The organism is Stenotrophomonas sp. SAM-B, from assembly GCF_013387485.1.
Taxonomy (GTDB): Bacteria; Pseudomonadota; Gammaproteobacteria; order Xanthomonadales; family Xanthomonadaceae; genus Stenotrophomonas; species Stenotrophomonas maltophilia_AA.
This window is the reverse complement of sequence record NZ_JABBXB010000003.1, coordinates 372,724-391,806: the sequence shown is the minus strand read 5'-3', so window position 1 is coordinate 391,806 and position 19,083 is coordinate 372,724. Positions and strand designations below refer to the sequence as shown.

The window sequence follows — 19,083 nt, the reverse complement described above, 5'->3', positions numbered from 1 at the left end:
GCACCCGACCCACGCATGGATCAACCGCTGATCAACCGTATTGTCGAAGGCGCCCTGCTGGCGGCCAGCGAGCCGTTGACGCTGGCGCAGCTGCAGGGCCTGTTCCCGGAAGAGGAACCGGCCCCGCCGGGCAGCATCGAACGCGCGCTGGAACTGCTGCGCGACGGCTGCCAGGACCGCGGCGTGGAACTGGTCGAGGTGGCCTCCGGCTTCCGCTTCCAGGTCACCAGCGAAGTGCATGGCTACATCACCCGGCTGTGGACCGAACGCAAGACCCGCTACACCCGTGCCACCCTGGAAACGCTGGCGCTGATCGCCTACCGCCAGCCGATCACCCGCGGCGAGATCGAGCAGGTCCGCGGCGTAGCGGTCAGCAGCAACATCATCCAGGCACTGGAAGAGCGCGAATGGATCCGCGTGATCGGCCACCGCGACGTGCCCGGCAAGCCGGCGCTGTTCGGCACCACCAAGGGCTTCCTGGATTATTTCGGGCTCAAGCGCCTGGACGAACTGCCGCCGCTGTCCGAGCTGCGCGACCTGGGTGAGCTGGAGCCGCAGCTGCCGCTGGACAACGAAGGTCAACTGGCCGGTCGCCTGGCGGCCGGCGCTGCGGCACCGGATGCCGAGCTGGACAGCGACGCGGCCAATGACGATGCCACTCCGGCGCCGGCGGAGCCGGTAGATCCTGCAGGCCCGGTAGACCCTGCAGATCCTGCAGATCCGGTGGACCCGGTCGCCGCCCGGCTGGCTGCCCGCGTGGCGCTGGCCTCGGCGCGACTGGCGGAGCAACCGGCAGAACCGGACAATAACGAGGCTTCCGCCGATGCGGATGCCTCCGACACCCCATCCCATGCGCCGTTGTCGCTTGCCGACGACGACGCGGATACGACCGCCAGCGATGGCGAACCCGATACCGCGCCGGGAGAGCGCGCGGCGCCCCAGAACGAAACCGAAAACAACGCCGTCGCGAAGACGACCGTGGCTGTTGACGAAGCCGATCCCGAACCAGAGGCCGACGCACCCGTTGCCGGCCGGAGCCAAGTAAATGAGTGACACCCCCCGCAAGCCATCGTTGAACAAGCTTTCGCTCAAGCGCGAAACCGCCTCCGAACAGCCCAAGCTCGAAGAGCGCCTGCATAAAGTGCTGGCGCAGGCCGGCCTGGGTTCGCGCCGCGCGCTGGAACAGCGCATCGCCGATGGCCTGGTCAAGGTCAACGGTGAGGTCGCGCAGACCGGCCAGTCGATCAAGAGCGGCGACAAGGTCGAGCTGGACGGCCGTGGCTTCGTCGCCACCGCGCTGACCGAGACCTCCCGCGTGCTGGCCTACAACAAGCCGGAAGGCGAAGTGACCACGCGCGAAGATCCCGAAGGTCGCCCGACCGTGTTCGAAGCGCTGCCTGCCCTCAAGGGCGCGCGCTGGATCGCGATCGGCCGCCTCGACATCAACACCACCGGCCTGCTGCTGGCGACCACCGACGGTGAGCTGGCCAACGCGATGATGCACCCCTCCTACGAGGTCGAGCGCGAGTACGTCGTGCGCGTGCGTGCACCGGAAGGCGAAGAGAAAGTGCCGGACAGCATCGTCGACCGCCTCGCCCGCGGCGTGGCGCTGGAAGACGGCCCGGCCAAGTTCGACGAGATCGAACGCATCGGCGGCACCGATTCGCACGACTGGTTCCGCGTGGTCGTCAAGGAAGGCCGCAACCGCGAAGTCCGCCGCCTGTGGGAATCGCAGGGTTGCCAGGTCAGCCGCCTGAAGCGCACCCGCTACGGCAAGGTCAGCCTGCCGCGCGAACTGCTGCGCGGCCAGTCGGTCGAGCTGCCGGCCAAGCAGGTCGAAGCCCTGCGCGCCGAACTGAAGCTGGAAGAAGGCGCGCCGTCGGCGCTGACCCTGCAGCCGGTGATCGGCCAGCGTCGTGCCGCCAAGACCACCGTGCGCGTCTCGCGCGACGGCGGCCGTGGCAACGCCTACGTCAACGGCCACAACTCGGCCGATGAAGGCCGCGAACTGCGTCGTTTCGACAACGTGCGCGAAGAGCGCGGCCGTGGCCGCGGTGGCAAGGGTGGCGGCTTCAAGGGTGGCCTGACGGTCAGCGGCGAAGCAGCGGCCAAGCAGTCGCAGCGCCCGTTCAAGGCCCGCCCGGACAAGGGCAACCGCGCGCTTCCGGAAGGCAACCCGGCCGCGTTCCGCAGCTGGTACGTGCCGGACGGTGTCAGCACCGGCCCGAGCGGCCATCGCAATGCCGGCCCGGGCGCTGCCCGCGGTCCCGGCGCGCGTGGTCCGGGTGCCGGCGCCGGTGCCGGCGGCCAGGGCCGTCCGTATGGCAAGCCGAAGGGCCCGGGTGGCGCAGGCGGCCCGGGGCGTGGCAGCTACGGCGGCGGCGCTGAAGGTCGCGGCGGCTATGCCGGCGGTGGCGAAAGCCGCGGCGGTTACGGCGGCCAGGGCCGTCCGGCCGGTCCGGGCGGCGGTGGCAACCGCGGCGCCCAGGGTGGCCAGGGTCCGTCCCGCCATCCGTACGGCCATCCGGGCAATGCCCCGAGCTTCCCGTCCGATCACGCCAACCCGGGCGCCAGCCCGTACGGCAGCGCGCGTCCGGCGGGCAACCGCGGTCCGGGGGGTCCGGGTGGTAACCGTGGCCCGGGTGGTCCCGGCGCACGTGGTCCGGGTGGCGCCAGTGCGCGCGGCCCCGGCGGTCCCGGTGGCAACCGCGGCCCGGGTGGTCCGGGCGGCAACCGTGGCCCGGGTGGCCCTGGTGCTCGTGGTCCCGGCGGCCCGGGTGGTCGTCCCGGTGGCAATCGCGGCCCCGGTGGCGGCGGTCATCGTGGTGGCGGCCCGCGCGGCGGCTGATCGCTGATACGCTGAGATCAAAAAACCCCGGCTCAGGCCGGGGTTTTTCGTTGGGTCCACGCGGGCCGCGATCAACCCGGTCGTGTAGAGCCACCTCATGGGTGGCTGCGCTTCCTGGGGTGGCTGCGCGTCATGCCGAAGACGGTGGTGTAGCCACGCATGGCGTGGCTCTCCCCCTCAGCGTCGTTCGATGGTGAAGCGGCCCACACCCACGCCAAGGTCCCAGCCCTTGCCGGTGCCCGCCAAGGCGAGCGAGATATCGCCCTTGGTCATCACTTGGGCATTGCTGGATTTGTCGGCACCCGCGTGCGCTTCGACGGAGGCATAGGAACCGATCAGGTCGTTGACCGAGTAGGCGCCGGAGAACTTGCCCTTGCCGTCGACGATCTTGGACTTGCCTACGGTGAGGCCGCCGCCCTTGGCGGTGATCTTGACCGGAATGCGCGCGCCGTTGTCGCACTGGATGGTGCCGGTGCCGGAGGCGGTCTTGTACAGCACCGACCAGCCCGCCAGGTTGTAGTGCAGCTCGCAATCAATGTTGCCGGCAGCCTGCGCGGCCGGGACGGCCGAGATGCCGGCCAATGCGATCAATGCCAGGGAGAACGTCTTCATGCAGGTCCGCTCGTACGCAGTGGGAACGCGCCGAATCTAGCAGCGTGCGCGTGTGGCGCGGATGATGCACGTCGCGTGCATCCGGCATCCGTTCAGCCCGAGCGGCCGGGGTGGTGCCGGCTGCTGGCCGGCAATGCGCACCGCCAGCAGCGTGCAGAGCCGGCCGGCGGCCGGCGGCCGGCACGACCGCTTCAGCTGCGTTCCTGCAGGCTGAAACTGTCCGCATCCAGCATCGCCGGGAAGCGTGCGCGGTGGGCGGCCAGTGCCGCGGCCGAGATCGTGGTGGTGACCACCTGCTCGGTTTCGCGCACTTCCACCTGCGGCTGGCCGAGGAAATCGATCACGGCGCTGTCGCCGGCGTAGTGCAGGTCATTGCCGTCGACACCGATCCGGTTGACCGCCGCCACATAGCAGAGGTTCTCGATCGCGCGCGCACGCAGCAGCGTCTTCCACGCATAGGCGCGTGCCGACGGCCAGTTGGCCACGAAAATCTGCAGATCGAAATCCAGCTGGTCGGCGCGCTCCACGTTGTAGCGGTTGCGGCAGAACACCGGGAAACGCAGGTCATAGCAGACCTGCGGATTGATCCGCCACCCCTTCCACTCCACGCTCAGGCGCTCGCTGCCGGCGGCATAGCGCTCGTGCTCGCCACCGTAACGGAACAGGTGGCGCTTGTCGTAATACCGCAGCTCGCCATCCGGGGTGGCCCACAGCAACCGGTTGTAGACGCCCTCGCCCACCCGCAGCTGCACGCTGCCGGTGACCGCCGCGCCCAGGCGCACGGCCTGCTCGCGGATCCAGGCCACGGTCGGGCCGTCCATGCCTTCTGCCTTGTCGATGGCGTCGTTGGAGAAGCCACTGGTGAAGGTCTCCGGCAGGATCACCAGATCGGTCTGCCCGGCCAGCGGCGCCAGCAGCGAGCCGTAATGCGCGCGGTTGCCGGCCGGGTCGTGCCAGCGGGTGTCGCCCTGGACCAGGGAAGTGCGCAGGTCCTGCAGATCGGTCGCGGTGCGCATCACAGGGCCCGCAGTCGTTCGATCGCCGCGTCCATCGTGGCGTCGTTCTTGGCAAAGCACAGGCGGACCAGGCGCTGGCCGACGGGCGCGGTCTCATAGAAGGGCGACAGCGGGATCGCCGCCACGCCCTTGTCGATCGTCAGCCATTTCACGAATTCGTGGTCGGGCAGATCGCTGATGGCCGAGTAGTCCACCAGCTGGAAGTAACCGCCGGGCACCGGCAGAGGCTTCAGGCGCGTGGTCAGCAGCTGCTCGCGGAAGCGGTCGCGCTTGGCCTGGTAGAACGCGCCCAGTTCCAGATGGTGTTCGGGCTCGTCACGGATCATCGCGGCGAAACCATACTGCGCCGGGCCGAAGCTGGTGAAGGTGTTGTACTGGTGAACCTTGCGGAACTCGGCGGTCATCGCCGGCGGCGCGATCGCGTAGCCGATCTTCCAGCCGGTGCAGTGGTAGGTCTTGCCGAAGCTGGAAATCACGAACGCACGCTCGCGCAGCTCCGGATGTCGCAGCGAGGATTCGTGGCGGCGGCCGTCATAGATGATGTGCTCGTACACCTCATCGGAAATCAGGTAGATGTCGGTGCCGCGCAGCACATCGGCCAGCGTCTGCATGTCGTCGGCGGTCAGCATCGCGCCGGACGGGTTGTGCGGCGTGTTGACCATCAACAGCCGGGTGCGCGGGGTGATCGCGGCACGCACGCGGTCCCAGTCGACCGCGAAGGTCTGCGGGTCCAGCGGCACGTGCACGGCACGCGCGCCGGCCAGGTCGATCGCCGGCTCGTAGCAGTCGTAGGCCGGGTCGAGCACGATCACTTCCTCGCCCGGGCGGACCACGGCGTGGATGGCGTTGAAGATCGCCTCGGTGGCGCCACTGGTGACGGTGATCTCGGTGTCCGGATCCACCTGCGCGCCGTACAGATCCAGCGACTTCTGCGCGATGGCCTGGCGCAGCGGCGCCACGCCGGTCATCGGCGGGTACTGGTTGAGCCCGCCCTGCATCGCGGCGATGGTTTCATCGATCAGCCGCTGCGGTGCGGAGAAATCCGGAAACCCCTGTCCCAGGTTGACCGCACCGTGTTCGGCGGCGAGCTGGGACATCACGGTGAAGATGGTGGTGCCCACCTTGGGCAGCTTGGTTTGCGGTTGCATCGGCAGGCAGGATCGAGGGGGTAGATGACGAAGTGTACGAAATCCCCAGATGCGAGGTTGCCGCCCAGCGGCCGGCACTACGTCGCCTGTCCCCGATACAATGAACACTCCCTCCCGGTGTGAAGCCTGAGCCCTTTGAACGCCCCTCCGTTGCTGGCCGCGCATGGCCTTGGCTTCAGTCGCAACGACGAACCCGTCTTCGGCCCGCTGGACCTGCAGGTCGATGCCGGGGAAGCCCTGCTGGTGCAGGGCGACAATGGTGCCGGCAAGACCACCCTGCTGCGGGTGCTGGCCGGCCTGCTGCGTGCCGAGAGCGGGCACGTCGAGATCGATGGCAAGCGCGCCGGGCACAAGGAACGGGCGAACTACGTGGCCTATCTGAGCCACCTGCCCGCGTTGAAGCCGGACCTGGACACGCTGGAGAACCTGCATTTCCTGTGTGGCCTGCACGGTCGCCGCGCCCGCCAGATGCCCGGCAATGCGCTGGCGATCGTCGGCCTGGCCGGGTATGAGGACACGCTGGTGCGGCAGCTGTCGGCCGGCCAGAAGCGCCGCTTGGCACTGGCCCGCATCTGGCTCTCGCCCGCGCCGCTGTGGCTGCTCGACGAGCCCTACGCCAATCTCGACCTGGAGGGCATCAACCTGGTGAACCGCATGATTTCCGCGCACCTGCGCAGCGGCGGCGCTGCGCTTGTCACCACCCACGGTGCCTATGCCGCCCCGCCGGTGCGCACGCGCCTGCTGACCCTGGGCGTGGCGGCATGATCGCGCCGGGTACCGAACCGGGTCTGTGGCAGACCGCACGGGCGCTGGTCGCCCGCGACATGCGCCTGCTCTGGCGGCGCCGTGGCGATGCCCTGCAGCCGCTGCTGTTCGCGCTGCTGGTGGTGGTGCTGTTCGCGCTGGCGCTGGGCCGCGATCCGGAGGCGATGGCGCGCGTGGCCGCGGCGGTGATGTGGCTGGCGGTGCTGCTGGCCGGCCAGCTGGCGATGGACTCCCTGTTCCGCAGCGATGCCGAAGACGGCTCGCTGGAGCAATGGTTGCTGGCCCCGGTGCCGCTGGCCTGGCTGGTGCTGGTGCGGGTGCTGGTGCACTGGGTCACCACCGCCCTGCCGCTGATCGTGATGTCGCCGCTGCTGGCGGAAATGCTGCATCTGCCGCATGACCAGTTGCCGATGTTGCTGGCATCGTTGCTGCTGGGCACCCCGTTGCTGAGCCTGATCGGCGGGGTGGTCGCCGCGCTGACGGTCGGCATCCGGCGCTCTGGTATTCTCGTGGCATTGCTGGCGCTGCCGCTGTACGTACCGGTGCTGGTGTTCGGCGCCGGCAGCGTGGCGGCGGTCGCACGCGGGCAGGACCCGATCGGCGCGCTGCTGATGCTGGGCGCCGGGCTGGTGATCGCGCTGGTGCTGGCCCCGCTGGCCACGGCCGCCGCGATCCGCATCTCGCTGAGTTGAGCGGTATGGCGTACTGTCGGTGGCGTGAGCTGCGTTGTGAGCGTCACCTGCATCCGCGTCACCCGTTGCCGAGCCACTCCACGTCCGTTCCATCGTCGCCCTTCGTTGGATAGCCACTGCCGCATGCACCCGATCGTCCGCTGGTTCCACCAACTCGGTTCGCCGCCCACCTTCGACCGCTTTGCCGCGCGCTGGTCGCGTGTGTTCTACCTGGCGGCGGTGCCGGTGCTGCTGGTCGGCATCTGGCAGGCGCTGGCGGTGGTGCCGGCCGATTCCAAGCAGCTGGACAGCTTCCGCATCCTCTACATCCACGTGCCCAGCGCGTGGATGAGCCTGTTCGTGTTCGCACTGATGGCGCTGTACGCGGCAATCGCGCTGATCTGGCGGATCAAGACCTGCGAAATCCTGGCGATGGCCTGCGCCCCGCTCGGCGCCGGCTTCACCCTGATCACCCTGCTCACCGGCAGCATCTGGGGCAAGCCGACCTGGGGCACCTGGTGGGACTGGGACCCGCGCATGACCACCGAACTGATCCTGCTGCTCCTGTACCTGGGTGTGATCGGCCTGTATTACGCCATCGAGGACCGCCGCAGCGCCGCGCGCGCGGCCGGCCTGCTGTCCATCGTCGGGGTGAGCCTGCTGCCGGTGATCCGCTATTCGGTGGAGTGGTGGGGCAGCCTGCACCAGGGCCAGACCATCCGCCTGTTCGGCGAATCCACCCTGGATGCCAGCATGGCGCTGCCCCTGTGGCTGATGGTGATCGGTACCAAGCTGTGGTTCGCCGGCTCGCTGCTGGCCAAGGCCCGCGCCGACAACCTTCTGCGCGAGGCAGGCAAGGCCTGGGTCGCCGCAGGGACCCGCGCGCCCCTGGAGGACAACCGCGCATGACCCACCTTCCCTATGTGATCGCCGCCTATGCGGTGTTCGTGCTGGTGCTGGGCAGTGATGCCATCGGCTCCTGGCTGCGGCTGCGCTGGGCACGCCGCCTGGCTGCACGCCGCCAGCAGCGCCAACAGTCCCGCGCGGCGGCGGGCAGCACGCCGCCAGTGGCGCCGGAGCTGACCCGATGAATCCGGTCCGGCGTCGCCGCCTGCTCTGGGTGATGCTGCTGGTGCTCGCCTCCGGCCTGGCGACCGCGCTGGTGGCGATGGCCCTGCAGCGCAATATCGCCTACCTCTACACCCCTTCCGAAGTGCTGCGCGGCGATGCCGGCGATCACGCCCGGTTCCGCCTCGGCGGCATGGTGGTCAAAGGTTCACTGCAGCGCGCGCCCGGTTCGCTGGATGCGCACTTCGTGGTCACCGATGGTGACGCCACGCTGCCGGTGATCACCTCGCGGATCCTGCCGGACCTGTTCGCCGAGGGCACCGCCGTTGTCGCCACCGGACGCCTGCAGGACGGTCGCTTCGTCGCCGAGGAAGTGCTGGCCAAGCACGACGAGACCTACATGCCCAAGGAAGTGGCCGACAAGATGGGCCAGGCACATACCAAACACGATGTGCCCGTGCCGGCACCGGAGACGTACTGAGTGCTGCCGGAACTGGGGCAGATCCTGCTGGTCACCGCCCTGCTGATGGCACTGCTGCAGACGGTGCTGCCGCTGTGGGGTGCCCATCGCGACCGCGCCACGTGGATGGCGGTGGCACGTCCGGCCGCCTATGCCCAGCTGGCGTTGCTGCTGGGCGCGTTCGGCGTGTTGACGGTGGCCTTCGTGACCCAGGATTTCTCGGTGCGCTATGTCGCGGAGAATTCGAACTCGCTGCTGCCACTGGCGTACCGCTATTCCGCGGTCTGGGGCGCGCACGAAGGCTCGCTGCTGTTGTGGGCGCTGGTGCTGGCGATATGGTGCGGCGCGGTGGCACGGTGGTCCAAGCGCCTGCCCGCCGTCGTCTCCGCGCGCGTGCTCGGGGTGCTCGGCATCATCAGCATCGGCTTCCTCGCCTTCCTGATCTTCACCTCCAATCCGTTCGCGCGGCTGATCCCGGCGCCGCTGGAAGGGCGCGACCTCAACCCGCTGCTGCAGGATCCCGGGCTGATCATCCATCCGCCGATGCTGTACATCGGATACGTGGGCTTTGCGGTGCCGTTCGCATTCGCGATCGCCGCCCTGCTGGAAGGCCGCGTGGATGCGCGCTGGCTGCGCTGGACGCGACCATGGACCAACGTGGCCTGGGGCTTCCTGACCATCGGCATCGCGCTGGGCAGCTGGTGGGCGTATTACGAACTGGGCTGGGGCGGCTGGTGGTTCTGGGATCCGGTCGAGAACGCCAGCTTCATGCCGTGGCTGGCCGGCGCCGCGCTGATCCACTCGCAGGCCGTCACTGAAAAGCGCGGCAGCTTCGCCAGCTGGACGCTGCTGCTGGCGATCGCCGCATTCGCGCTGTCACTGCTCGGCACCTTCCTGGTGCGCTCGGGCGTGCTGACCAGCGTGCATTCGTTTGCCGCCGATCCCTCGCGCGGCACCTTCATCCTGATCTTCCTGGCCCTGGTCATCGGTGGCGCGCTGCTGCTGTATGCGCTGCGGGCCGGCGCGCTGACCAGCGAGGATCCGCGCCGCGGCTTCCTGCCGACCTCGCGCGAAACCCTGCTGCTGGCCAACAACCTGCTGCTCGCCGCGGCCTGCGGCATGGTCCTGCTCGGCACGCTGTACCCGCTGCTGGCCGACGCGCTCGTGCTGGGCAAGGTCTCGGTCGGGCCGCCCTACTTCGGCACGTTGTTCGTGGTGCTGATGGCGCCGCTGGTGGCGCTGCTGCCGTTCGGGCCACTGGTCAACTGGCAGCGCGACCAGGCCTCGCGCCGCGTGGCGATGCTCGCGCCGTGGGCCGGGCTGGCCCTGCTGCTCGGCGTGATCGCCTACTTCATGGCGCCCCAGGGGGCGCTGAAGACCGCCGCTGGCGTCACCGGGGCGGCCTGGGTCGCGTTCGGTACCGGGCGCTTCGTCTGGACCCGCCTGCGCGGCAACGGCAGGTTCACCGCCGAGATGGTCGGCATGCTGCTCGCCCATGGTGGCGTGGCCGTGTTCCTGGCCGGTGCGCTGCTGGTCGAAGCCTTGAACGTGCAGCGCGAAGTCGCGCTCGCACCGGGACAGTCGCTGGTGGTGGGCACGTATGAAGTGCGCTTCGAAGGCGTGGACCATCAACAGGGCCCGAACTACGTCGCCGATCGCGGCCACCTGCGCGTGCTCCAGCACGACCGTGAACTGGCCCTGCTGCATCCGGAAAAACGCCTGTACGCCAGTGGCGGACAGGTGATGACCGAGGCCGGCATCCACGCCCGCCTCAACGGCGATGTTTACGTGGCACTCGGCGAGTCGCTGGGCAACAATGCATGGGCCGTGCGCGTGCACATCAAACCGTTCGTCCGCTGGATCTGGCTGGGCGCGCTGCTGATGGCACTGGGTGGCTTCGTCACCGCCGCCGATCGTCGTTTCCGTCGTCCCTAGGAGTCCCCCGTGTCCGATCCCCGCCCCGCCTCCCGTCCGCTGCCGCCCGTGGCCATCGTCATCGGGGTGCTGTTCTTCTTCGGGCTGCTGGGGCTGATGATCTACGGGGTGATGAAATCCGGCGCGCCGGACCGCGACGTGCTGCCCTCGGCGCTGATCGGCAAGGCCGCACCGGCCTTCGAGCTGCCGGTGCTGCACGATCCGCACATCAAGGTCAGCAGTACTGAACTGCGCGGCGCGCCCTATGTGCTCAATGTGTGGGGCAGCTGGTGCGCGGCCTGCCGCGACGAACACCCGATCCTGACCAGGTTCGCCGAAACCAAGCGCGTGCGCGTGATCGGCTACAACTGGAAGGACGAGCCGGCCGATGCGCTGCGCTGGCTGGAACAGCTGGGCAATCCGTTCGTGCTGGTGCTCAGCGACATCGAGGGCCGCACCGCGATCGACTGGGGCGTCACGGCCGCGCCGGAGACCTTCCTGGTCGACGCCAGTGGCGTGGTGCGCTGGAAGTACAGCGGCGCGCTCAGCCAGCGCGTCATCGATACCCAGCTGATTCCGGAACTGGAAAAGGTGGAGCGTGCCCATGCCAATGCCCAGCCGCAGCTGCCGGCCTCGCCGTAACCGGATGATCCGCCGGGTCGGCGTGGCGCTGATCGCGCTGGCGCTGGCGCTGGCATTGGCCTCGCCGGTCATGGCGCAGGCCGTCTCCGATCCGACCCCGTTGCAGTACCGCGATGCCGCCGAGGAAGCCCGCTTCCATGCGCTGGCCGCCGAGCTGCGCTGCGTGCAATGCCAGAACCAGTCGCTGGCCGATTCCAATGCACAGATCGCGCACGACCTGCGCCGTGAAGTGCTGGTACTGATGCAGCAGGGCAACAGCGATGCACAGATCAAGCAGTTCCTGGTCGACCGCTATGGCGAGTTCGTGCTGTACCGGCCGCCGATGGAGGCCCGCAACGCGCTGCTCTGGTTCGGCCCGCCGGTGGCGCTGCTGATCGGCGCGGGCGTGCTGATCTGGGTGGTGCGCCGTCGCAGCCGCGGGATCCAACCGATGGACAAGAGCGAGGAACGCTGGTGAGCCTTTGGATGGCCCTGAGTGCCGCCGTGTTCGCGGCCGCCCTTGCTGCACTCGTACTGCGGCCGCTGCGTGCAGGCGGTTCGCACCGCCCCTTCGTGATCGCCATGCTGGCGCTGGGGTTGGCCGGTGGCGCGCTGTACCTGCTGGTCGGCACGCCGGATGCCGCCGAGCGGACGGCGGCCAGCGACGAACCCGCCACGCTGGAAGATGGCGTGCAGGCGCTGCAACAGGCGCTGGCGAAAGACCCACAACGCGCCGATGGCTGGGCCCTGCTCGGCCGCTCGCAACTGGCACTGGGCAAGCTGGCCGAGGCCACGGCCGCGTTCGACCGCGCGGTGCGGCTCGCGCCGGACGATCCCGGCATCCTGGTCGAAGCGGCGCAGGCGCGCGCGCAGGCCGCGCCGGGCAAACAGTTCGATGACGAGGCCCTGCAATGGCTGCGTCATGCGAACGCGCTCGCGCCGGAGAGCGAGCGCGCCGGCTGGCTGATCGGCATTGCCCTGCGCCAGCGTGGCCAGGACGCCGAGGCCGCGAAGGCCTGGGAAGCCCTGCTGCCGACGCTGGAACCCGGCGCGGCGCGTGCATTGCGCGAGCAGATCGCCATCGCACGCGGCGCTGCCGGTCTGCCGCCGCGGGTGGAAACACCTGCCCCTGCCGCGGCGGGCGACCACGCCCTCGCCGTGCAGGTGCGCTTCGCGCCCGGAACCGCGATGGATCCGGCCTGGGCCAACGCCACGGTCTTCGTGATCGCACGCGCGCCGGACGGCCCGCCGATGCCGGTCGCGGTGCAGAAGCATCCGGCCAGCCGGCTGCCGCTGCTGGTGACGCTCGGCGATGGCGACAGCCCGATGCCGACCAGCACGTTGTCCCAGCTGCAGGAGGTCGAGGTGGTGGCACGGCTGTCGCGCTCGGGCCAGGCCAACCGCCAGCCGGAGGATGTGGAAACCGCGCCGGTACGGGTGCGCCTGCCCCATGCCGGGCCGGTGTCCCTGGTATTCGATCGGCCATGACCGGTGCGCGGCCGCGACGCAGCGTGCCGCCCACCACCACGGCGCCATCGCGGCGCCCGGCTAAAATGCGCGCATGACTGAATTCATTCCCCCCGGCACCCGCTACCACGCCCTGCCCTCGCCATTCGCGTTCAAGCGCGGCGGTGCACTGCGCGAGGCGCACGTCGCCTACGAGACCTGGGGCACGCTCGACGCGGACGCCGGCAATGCGGTGTTGATCGTCACCGGGCTGTCGCCGGACGCGCATGCCGCGGCCAACGCCGACAATCCGGCCGCCGGCTGGTGGGAGGCGATGGTCGGCCCGGGCAAGCCGATCGATACGGATCGCTGGTTCGTGATCTGCGTGAACTCGCTGGGCAGCTGCAAGGGCTCGACCGGTCCGGCCAGCATCGACCCGGCCACCGGGGAGCTGTACGGCCTGCGCTTCCCCGAACTCTCGATCGAAGATGGCGCACGCGCAGCGGTCGAGGTGGTGCGCGCATTGGGCGTGGCCGAGCTGGCCTGCGTGATCGGCAACTCGATGGGCGGGATGACCGCGCTGGCGCTGCTGTTGCTGCACCCGGGCATCGCGCGCAGCCATATCAATATTTCCGGCAGTGCCCAGGCGTTGCCGTTCTCGATCGCGATCCGCTCGCTGCAACGCGAGGCGATCCGGCTCGACCCGCAGTGGAATGGCGGTCGCTACACCGACCAGGCGTATCCGGAATCGGGCATGCGCATGGCGCGCAAGCTCGGCGTGATCACCTACCGCTCCGCACTGGAATGGGATGGCCGCTTTGGCCGCGTGCGCCTGGATTCGGACCAGGCCGCTGACGATCCGTTCGGCCTGGAGTTCCAGGTCGAAAGTTACCTGGAAGGCCATGCCCGCCGCTTCGTGCGCTTCTTCGATCCCAACTGCTATCTGTACCTGAGCCGCTCGATGGATTGGTTCGACCTGGCCGAATACGCCGACGGCGACGTCATGGCCGGGCTGGCGAAGATCCAGGTGGACAAGGCGCTGGCGATCGGCGCGAACACCGACATCCTGTTCCCGGTACAGCAGCAACAGCAGATCGCCGATGGCCTGCGCGCCGGTGGCGCCGACGCACAGTTCATCGGGCTGGATTCACCGCAGGGCCACGATGCCTTCCTGGTCGACTTCGCCCGGTTTGGCCCGGCGGTCAGCGGCTTCCTGCAGGCGCTGTGAGGCACGCGCGCTGGTACCTGGCGCTGGCGGCGGCAGGCGCGTTGGTCGCGATGGCGATTACCGGGTTGTTACCGCAGTGGCTGGGCGCATGGTACGCACTCACCAGTGCTGTCGCCTTTGCGCTCTACGGGCATGACAAACGCGCCGCACGCCTGGGCAACTGGCGCACACCCGAGCGCACCCTGCAGCTGCTGGCCTTCGCGGGTGGTTGGCCTGGCGCGTTGCTGGGCCAATCCGTGTTCCGCCACAAACGCCGCAAGAGCGCATTCCAGTGGGTGTTCGCCCTGTGCGTGCTGGCCAACGTCTCGGCGCTTGCGGTGCTGCTGCGGGCATGAGCCCAAGAGTATTCAGTGCATGTGGCGCTGCTTCACTGCGACTAGCGTAGCCACGCGGCCGCCATGTCGATGGCGTCCTGATCGCTCGAAACGCGTTCCTCGGGTTTTATCCCGTCCGGATAGGCCTCACCCGAGCGATCAACCATCACGGCCCTCGTCAACCGGAGCGCGCCACCGTCAGGCAGCGGATAGGAGCGGTTGGCTGTTGCGAGACCTGCCGTCGGCTGCCCGAAGAACCGGGTACCCGGGCGGGCTCTGAAGGCGACGGCAACGGCTTCTCCAGAGCTTGCGGTCTTCGGGCCGACGAGAACGGCCACGCGGCTGCTGGAAAGGTCGACTCCGCATGCACGGCGGGATTCTGGGCGCCAAGCGGTGGCAGTGCCGTTGCGGTCCCGGGATGCGCCAATATTTCCGTTACCCAGCAACGGTTGCAATCCGCTGAGCATCGGCCACATGTTGCCGCCCGTGTTCTGGCGCAGGTCGACGATCCAACCCTTGGCTGACGTCGGCGCCAATCGTTCGATCTGCTCACAGAGCTGGGAGGTAAAAGCTTCACCAGCACTTGCTTCGGTCCCGCGCAGGCCCGGCACCAGAACGTAACCGATGTCCTGCATCTGCCTGGCCTCGATGTCTCTCGATGCAACAGCGGTCTGACGGTACGCGTCGGCTTCCCTGGGGTGTTGCAGGAAGCTGTGGCGATCTGCCAGCAGATCCAAAACCGCTCTGATGCTGCCATAGGCCTCTTGTGCGGGGAGGCTTTTCAGTGCCGGCGCCAAGCGCGCCTTCTCCTCGGCGGACCAGTCAACGTTCCCGGCGTTCAACGCATTGGCGCGGATGGTGGTGAGGGCATACTCGACCATGTCATAGGCGGACACGCCGCCCGACGTGGCAGCCTCGGCTGTCAACACGAGCCCTTGCACAGCGACATGCCCGGCGCTGTCGAGCGTGACACCGAGCTTGAGGGTGGTCGTTCCGGACGGAATGTAAAGACGGAGCTCTCTCGCCTGCGCGCCCACGCCGGCACGCACGGGCGCGCCAGCTGAACTCGCAAACGCCAATCGCCCGTTGGCGCCGTCCGCACGCACCCACAGCGCGGCACTGCCTGCGCCATCCTCGACCAGTAATCGTCCAGCTAAACGAACCTCTCGCCCCTGGAAAGGACGGGCGTCCATCGAGGTGATGGCGCCGACGAATTTCTCCGTGCCGGTCGATTCGGCGGACAAGCGCAGGTCCGCTCCGCCGTCCTCCAGAATGTCTCCCGTACCCGAGGTGATCGAGTTGACGCTGGTGCCTTTCCAGACCGTGTCGGCCGAGGCCCCGCCGCTGAGGAGCCCCAGCATCAGGAGGAACGCTGCTCTGCACTTCATGCTCAACATCCTTGTTCACGTTGAGACACGATCCTAGTTCAAGCACATTGCATCCGCCAGACAGCCCGCAGGTGCTTTCTGCCGACCCCCGATCTACTCTAACCGCCCCTCCCGCAGACGATGACTGCGATGCACGATGCCCTCCGGCAATTCGTCGTGGGTGATCATCAACAGACTGCGATTTCCCAGCGCATCCACCATGTCATGCAACAACGCATGCGCGGTGTCCACATCCAGGCCTTCGGTGGGCTCGTCCAGTACCAGGATCGGTGCGTCGCGCAGCAGCGCGCGCGCCAGTGCCAGGCGCCGTGCCTGACCGGCCGACATGGTCGCGCCGTTCTCGCCGACCCACGCCGGCAAGCCGCCGATCTGCTCGGCCCATGCGCGCAGACGAACCTCCGCGAGCACCTGCCACAAGCGCGCATCGCTGGCCTGCACATCGCCGAGCCGCAGGTTGTCGGCCACGGTGCCGGCGAACACGGGCGCGTTCTGCGGCAGCCAGGCGATCTGGCGGTGCCAGTCGGCCTGGGCGAAGCGGCGGATATCGGTATCACCGTAACGCACGCTGCCGGCCTCCGGATCCCATAGCCGCAGCAGCAGCGATGAGAGCGTGGTCTTGCCGCTGCCGCTGTCGCCGCGGATCGCGATCCGTTCGCCCGGGGCGAGCTGCAACTGCACCTGGTCCAGCAGCACCCGCGCCTGGCCGGGCCAGCGGAACACCACCTGATCGAACCGCAGCGTCGCGGGCACCGACGGCACGGCCACGGGCGCGTCGGCTTCCACCACGCCCGGCGCCTGGTCCACGATGGCTTCCAATCGCACCGCGGCGACGCGGCCCGACAACCACGACTGCCAGGCCAGACCGATGCCGGCCCACAGCTCCAGCAGTGCAACGGTCAGGAACACCAGCGCAGCGGCCAGCGCGGCATCCACACTGCCGCGTTCGAAGGCATGCAGGGCCAGCCACAGCATCGCGACCAGGCCACCCGCGCCGCACAGACCGTGCAATGTGTTGCCACTGATCAGCCGCCAGCGGCGACGCTTGTCACGCGACTTCAGCTGCTTGGCCGCCACCAGCACGCGCTGGTTCCAATGCTCACGTGCCTGCAGCGCGGCGAGGTCGGCCGCGCCTTCCAGGCCTTCGAACGACTGGGTGCGCAGCTGCGCGCGGTGCAGCGCGCGGTCGCGCTCCTGGTCGGCGGCGCCACGCACGGTCAACCACGGCACGCCGATGCCGATCAGCACTGCGAGCACCGCCAGCAGACCGGCCGCGGGCGGATAGATGATGCCGGCCGACACCACCGCGACCAGCGAGATGCCACCGAGCGCCAGCAGCGGGCCGATCGCGCGCACCAGCAGGCCGTCGACCTCGCCGATATCCGACATCAGCCGCGCCAGCAGCTCACCGGTGCGCACCCCTGCCAACCGCGCCGGTGCCAGCGGCAACGCGCGACGGAAGAACCACACGCGCAGATCGCGGGCGATGCGCAGGGTGACATCGTGGCCCACCAGTTTTTCGAAGTAGCGCGACACGATCCGCGCCATGGTCAGCCCGCGGATACCCGCCGAGGGCGAGAAGAAGTTGAAGCCATTGCCGAGCCCGGCCGCCCCAGCCAAGGCGGCGGCGGTCAGGAACCCACCGGACAGCCCGAGCAACGCGGTGCCGGCCAGCATCGTGGTCCACAGCAGCAGCACGGTCAGCAGCAGGCGGCCGCGATGCCGGGCGAACACACCTTTCAGCGAATCGATGTGGGCGGCTTTCATGGCGTCACCTCCGAGGCCAGGCGCGCGCCGCCGGCGGTCAGGGTCAGGCGGGTGTCGGCCCAGCGCATCGCGGTCTCGCTGTGGGTGGCGATCACCACGCTGCGCCCGCGTGCGAATGCCGCCAGGGTGCGCAGCAGATCGGCTTCGGTATCGGGATCGAGGAATGCGGTCGGCTCGTCGAGCAGCAGCAGGTGCGGATCGCGCAGCAGCAGCCGGGCCAGACCAATGCGGCGCGCCTCGCCGCCGGACAAGCCGAAGCCGCGTTCACCGATCACCGTGTCCAGACCCTGCGGCAGTGCGGCCGCGAAGCGCATCACCTGAGCGGCTTCGGCCACGGCGCGCAGATGCGCATCGGTCGCGCCGGGCGCGGCCAGGCGCAGGTTGTCGGCGATGGTGCCGTGGAACAGATACGGGCGCTGCCCGGCATAGCCCACGTCCAGCCCCGGGCGCAGCACGATGCTGCCCTCGCGGGGTGGCAACCATCCGGCCAGTGCTTCCAGCAACGTGCTCTTGCCGCTGCCACTGGGGCCGACCAGCGCCACGCGTTGCCCCGGCTCGATCTGGAAAGAAAGGTGCTGCACCACATCGTGGTGCGCACCGAGCGGACGCAGGCTCACGTCGCGTACGACCACCGGCGGCGCGTGCTGTTCGAGCAGCTCCGGGACGCGCGCGGTGGCGGGCGGTGCGTCATCGACAACGGCGGCGGCAGGCAGTTCGCCGAGCAGGCGCTCCACTTCCGCCGCGGCGGCCAATGCATTGGCGCGGTCGTGATAGTGCGCGGCCAATCGCCGCAGCGGCGCGTAGAACTCCGGTGCCAGCAGCAGACAGAACATGCCCACGCCCAGCGTCGGCACCTGCGCATGCAGTGACATCAGGCCCAGATAGCTCAGGCCCAGGTACAACGCGACCATCGCGACGCTGACCGAGGCGAAGAACTCCAGCACCGTCGAAGAGAGGAAGGCGATCCGCAGCACCTTCAGGGTGCGCTCGCGCACGCCTTCTGCCGCGCTCGCCACGCCGTCCAGCTCGGCCTCCCCTCGCCCGTAAAGACGCAGCAGGCCAAGTCCCTTGATGCGATCGGCGAAGTGACCGCTCATCCGCGCCAGTTCACCGAGCTGCGCACGGCCAGCCGCTTCTGCGCCCCAGCCGACCAGCATCATGAAGAACGGCACCAGCGGCGCGGTGAACAGCAGGATCAGCGCAATCACCCAGTCGGTCCAGGCCACGGCGATGGCGATCAGCAACGGCACCACCACCACTTCGATGCGAACCGGCTGATAGCCGGAGTAGTAATTCTCAATCGCATCGGCGTGCGCCAGCATCAGCTCGCCCAACTCGCCGGTGCGCTGCTGGCGCAGCCACAGCGGACCCCGGCCGAGCAGCCGCTGATACACCCGTTCACGCAGGGCCAGGCGCGCGGCATCGGCGACATCGCCGGCCGCCGCCTGGGTCGCACTGCCGAGCAGGGTGCGGATCCCCAGCACCGCCAGCAGTCCCAGCAGCACCGGCGTGGCCTCGGCCAACGGGCGATGATCGACCAGCACCGCCTGGATCAGCCAGGCGATGGCGGCGGCCTGCCCGATCAGCAACGCGCCGGACAGGCAGATGCAGATCGCCGCGAGGCGCTGCTTGCCGCGCGCGGCCGTTGCCAGCCCGCCCAGCCAGTGCAGGCGAAGGCGGCGCAGGGCGGTTGTCTCACCAAGGGGCGCGTCGGGGGGTATGCTCAAAACAAGTCACTGGCGGCCACAGGGAGGTTCCGTCGATTGTAGTAGGTGCTGGCCCCGTCCCCGTGCGGCCAGCGGTCGCAGGGGTGGGAGCGC

At 69.0% G+C, this 19,083-nt stretch carries 19 protein-coding genes; 13 read left to right on the top strand and 6 right to left on the bottom strand.

Annotated elements, in window-relative coordinates:
- Nucleotides 1–15: 15 nt before the first annotated feature.
- Both scpB and HH110_RS09520 read left to right on the top strand, forming a co-directional pair.
- Nucleotides 16–1,053, top strand: a complete 1,038-nt coding sequence (gene scpB / locus HH110_RS09525) for an SMC-Scp complex subunit ScpB (RefSeq protein WP_176989442.1) — start codon at nt 16–18, stop codon at nt 1,051–1,053.
- Nucleotides 1,046–2,848, top strand: a complete 1,803-nt coding sequence (locus HH110_RS09520) for a pseudouridine synthase (RefSeq protein ID WP_176989441.1) — start codon at nt 1,046–1,048, stop codon at nt 2,846–2,848. Before scpB ends, HH110_RS09520 begins: the two co-directional genes overlap by 8 nt.
- 177 nt (nt 2,849–3,025) lie before the next feature.
- Here HH110_RS09520 and HH110_RS09515 read toward each other — a convergent pair whose 3' ends face one another.
- The 3 genes from HH110_RS09515 to HH110_RS09505 all read right to left on the bottom strand — a co-directional run bounded on the left by HH110_RS09515 (nt 3,026) and on the right by HH110_RS09505 (nt 5,624).
- Nucleotides 3,026–3,460, bottom strand: coding sequence for a hypothetical protein (locus HH110_RS09515; protein ID WP_176989440.1), 435 nt, complete (start codon nt 3,458–3,460; stop codon nt 3,026–3,028).
- A 191-nt stretch (nt 3,461–3,651) separates the two neighbouring features.
- A complete protein-coding gene (locus HH110_RS09510) occupies nt 3,652–4,458 on the bottom strand; it encodes an amidohydrolase (RefSeq protein ID WP_176989540.1) in 807 nt (268 codons plus the stop codon).
- 17 nt (nt 4,459–4,475) lie between these two features.
- Complete coding sequence (locus HH110_RS09505; RefSeq protein ID WP_176989439.1) at nt 4,476–5,624, bottom strand: pyridoxal phosphate-dependent aminotransferase; 1,149 nt, start codon at nt 5,622–5,624, stop codon at nt 4,476–4,478.
- A 135-nt stretch (nt 5,625–5,759) separates the two neighbouring features.
- Here HH110_RS09505 and ccmA point away from each other — a divergent pair, with 135 nt between their 5' ends.
- From ccmA to HH110_RS09450, 11 genes are all read left to right on the top strand, one after another.
- Nucleotides 5,760–6,389 carry a heme ABC exporter ATP-binding protein CcmA gene (gene ccmA / locus HH110_RS09500; protein ID WP_176989438.1) on the top strand — a complete coding sequence of 210 codons (630 nt, stop codon included), beginning with the start codon at nt 5,760–5,762 and terminating at the stop codon, nt 6,387–6,389.
- Entirely contained in the window at nt 6,386–7,081 is a 696-nt protein-coding gene (ccmB, locus tag HH110_RS09495) for a heme exporter protein CcmB (RefSeq protein WP_176989437.1), read from the top strand. The genes ccmA and ccmB overlap by 4 nt, the downstream gene beginning before the upstream one ends.
- Before the next feature lie 123 nt (nt 7,082–7,204).
- Entirely contained in the window at nt 7,205–7,969 is a 765-nt protein-coding gene (ccmC, locus tag HH110_RS09490; RefSeq protein WP_176989436.1) for a heme ABC transporter permease CcmC, read from the top strand.
- Nucleotides 7,966–8,151, top strand: a complete 186-nt coding sequence (gene ccmD / locus HH110_RS09485; protein WP_176989435.1) for a heme exporter protein CcmD — start codon at nt 7,966–7,968, stop codon at nt 8,149–8,151. The genes ccmC and ccmD overlap by 4 nt, the downstream gene beginning before the upstream one ends.
- Nucleotides 8,148–8,609, top strand: coding sequence for a cytochrome c maturation protein CcmE (ccmE, locus tag HH110_RS09480; RefSeq protein WP_123730743.1), 462 nt, complete (start codon nt 8,148–8,150; stop codon nt 8,607–8,609). Before ccmD ends, ccmE begins: the two co-directional genes overlap by 4 nt.
- On the top strand, nt 8,610–10,523 hold the full coding sequence (locus tag HH110_RS09475; RefSeq protein ID WP_176989434.1) for a heme lyase CcmF/NrfE family subunit: 1,914 nt from the start codon (nt 8,610–8,612) through the stop codon (nt 10,521–10,523).
- A 9-nt stretch (nt 10,524–10,532) separates the two neighbouring features.
- Entirely contained in the window at nt 10,533–11,144 is a 612-nt protein-coding gene (locus tag HH110_RS09470; RefSeq protein WP_176989433.1) for a DsbE family thiol:disulfide interchange protein, read from the top strand.
- Between the two features lie 70 nt (nt 11,145–11,214).
- Nucleotides 11,215–11,601 (top strand): cytochrome c-type biogenesis protein, encoded by a 387-nt coding sequence (locus HH110_RS09465; RefSeq protein WP_241696510.1) that lies wholly within the window; start codon nt 11,215–11,217, stop codon nt 11,599–11,601.
- A complete protein-coding gene (locus HH110_RS09460; protein ID WP_176989539.1) occupies nt 11,595–12,611 on the top strand; it encodes a tetratricopeptide repeat protein in 1,017 nt (338 codons plus the stop codon). The genes HH110_RS09465 and HH110_RS09460 overlap by 7 nt, the downstream gene beginning before the upstream one ends.
- Nucleotides 12,612–12,684: 73 nt before the next feature.
- Complete coding sequence (locus HH110_RS09455; protein ID WP_176989432.1) at nt 12,685–13,797, top strand: homoserine O-acetyltransferase; 1,113 nt, start codon at nt 12,685–12,687, stop codon at nt 13,795–13,797.
- 50 nt (nt 13,798–13,847) lie between these two features.
- Nucleotides 13,848–14,132 (top strand): DUF1294 domain-containing protein, encoded by a 285-nt coding sequence (locus HH110_RS09450; RefSeq protein ID WP_176989537.1) that lies wholly within the window; start codon nt 13,848–13,850, stop codon nt 14,130–14,132.
- A 41-nt stretch (nt 14,133–14,173) separates the two neighbouring features.
- Here the strand turns inward: HH110_RS09450 and HH110_RS09445 are convergent, their stop codons facing one another.
- From HH110_RS09445 to cydD, 3 genes are all read right to left on the bottom strand, one after another.
- Nucleotides 14,174–15,499 (bottom strand): S41 family peptidase, encoded by a 1,326-nt coding sequence (locus HH110_RS09445; RefSeq protein ID WP_176989431.1) that lies wholly within the window; start codon nt 15,497–15,499, stop codon nt 14,174–14,176.
- A gap of 93 nt (nt 15,500–15,592) precedes the next feature.
- Nucleotides 15,593–17,263 (bottom strand): thiol reductant ABC exporter subunit CydC, encoded by a 1,671-nt coding sequence (gene cydC, locus HH110_RS09440; RefSeq protein ID WP_176989430.1) that lies wholly within the window; start codon nt 17,261–17,263, stop codon nt 15,593–15,595.
- A complete protein-coding gene (gene cydD / locus HH110_RS09435) occupies nt 17,260–18,990 on the bottom strand; it encodes a thiol reductant ABC exporter subunit CydD (protein WP_176989429.1) in 1,731 nt (576 codons plus the stop codon). The genes cydC and cydD overlap by 4 nt, the downstream gene beginning before the upstream one ends.
- Nucleotides 18,991–19,083: the final 93 nt, after the last annotated feature.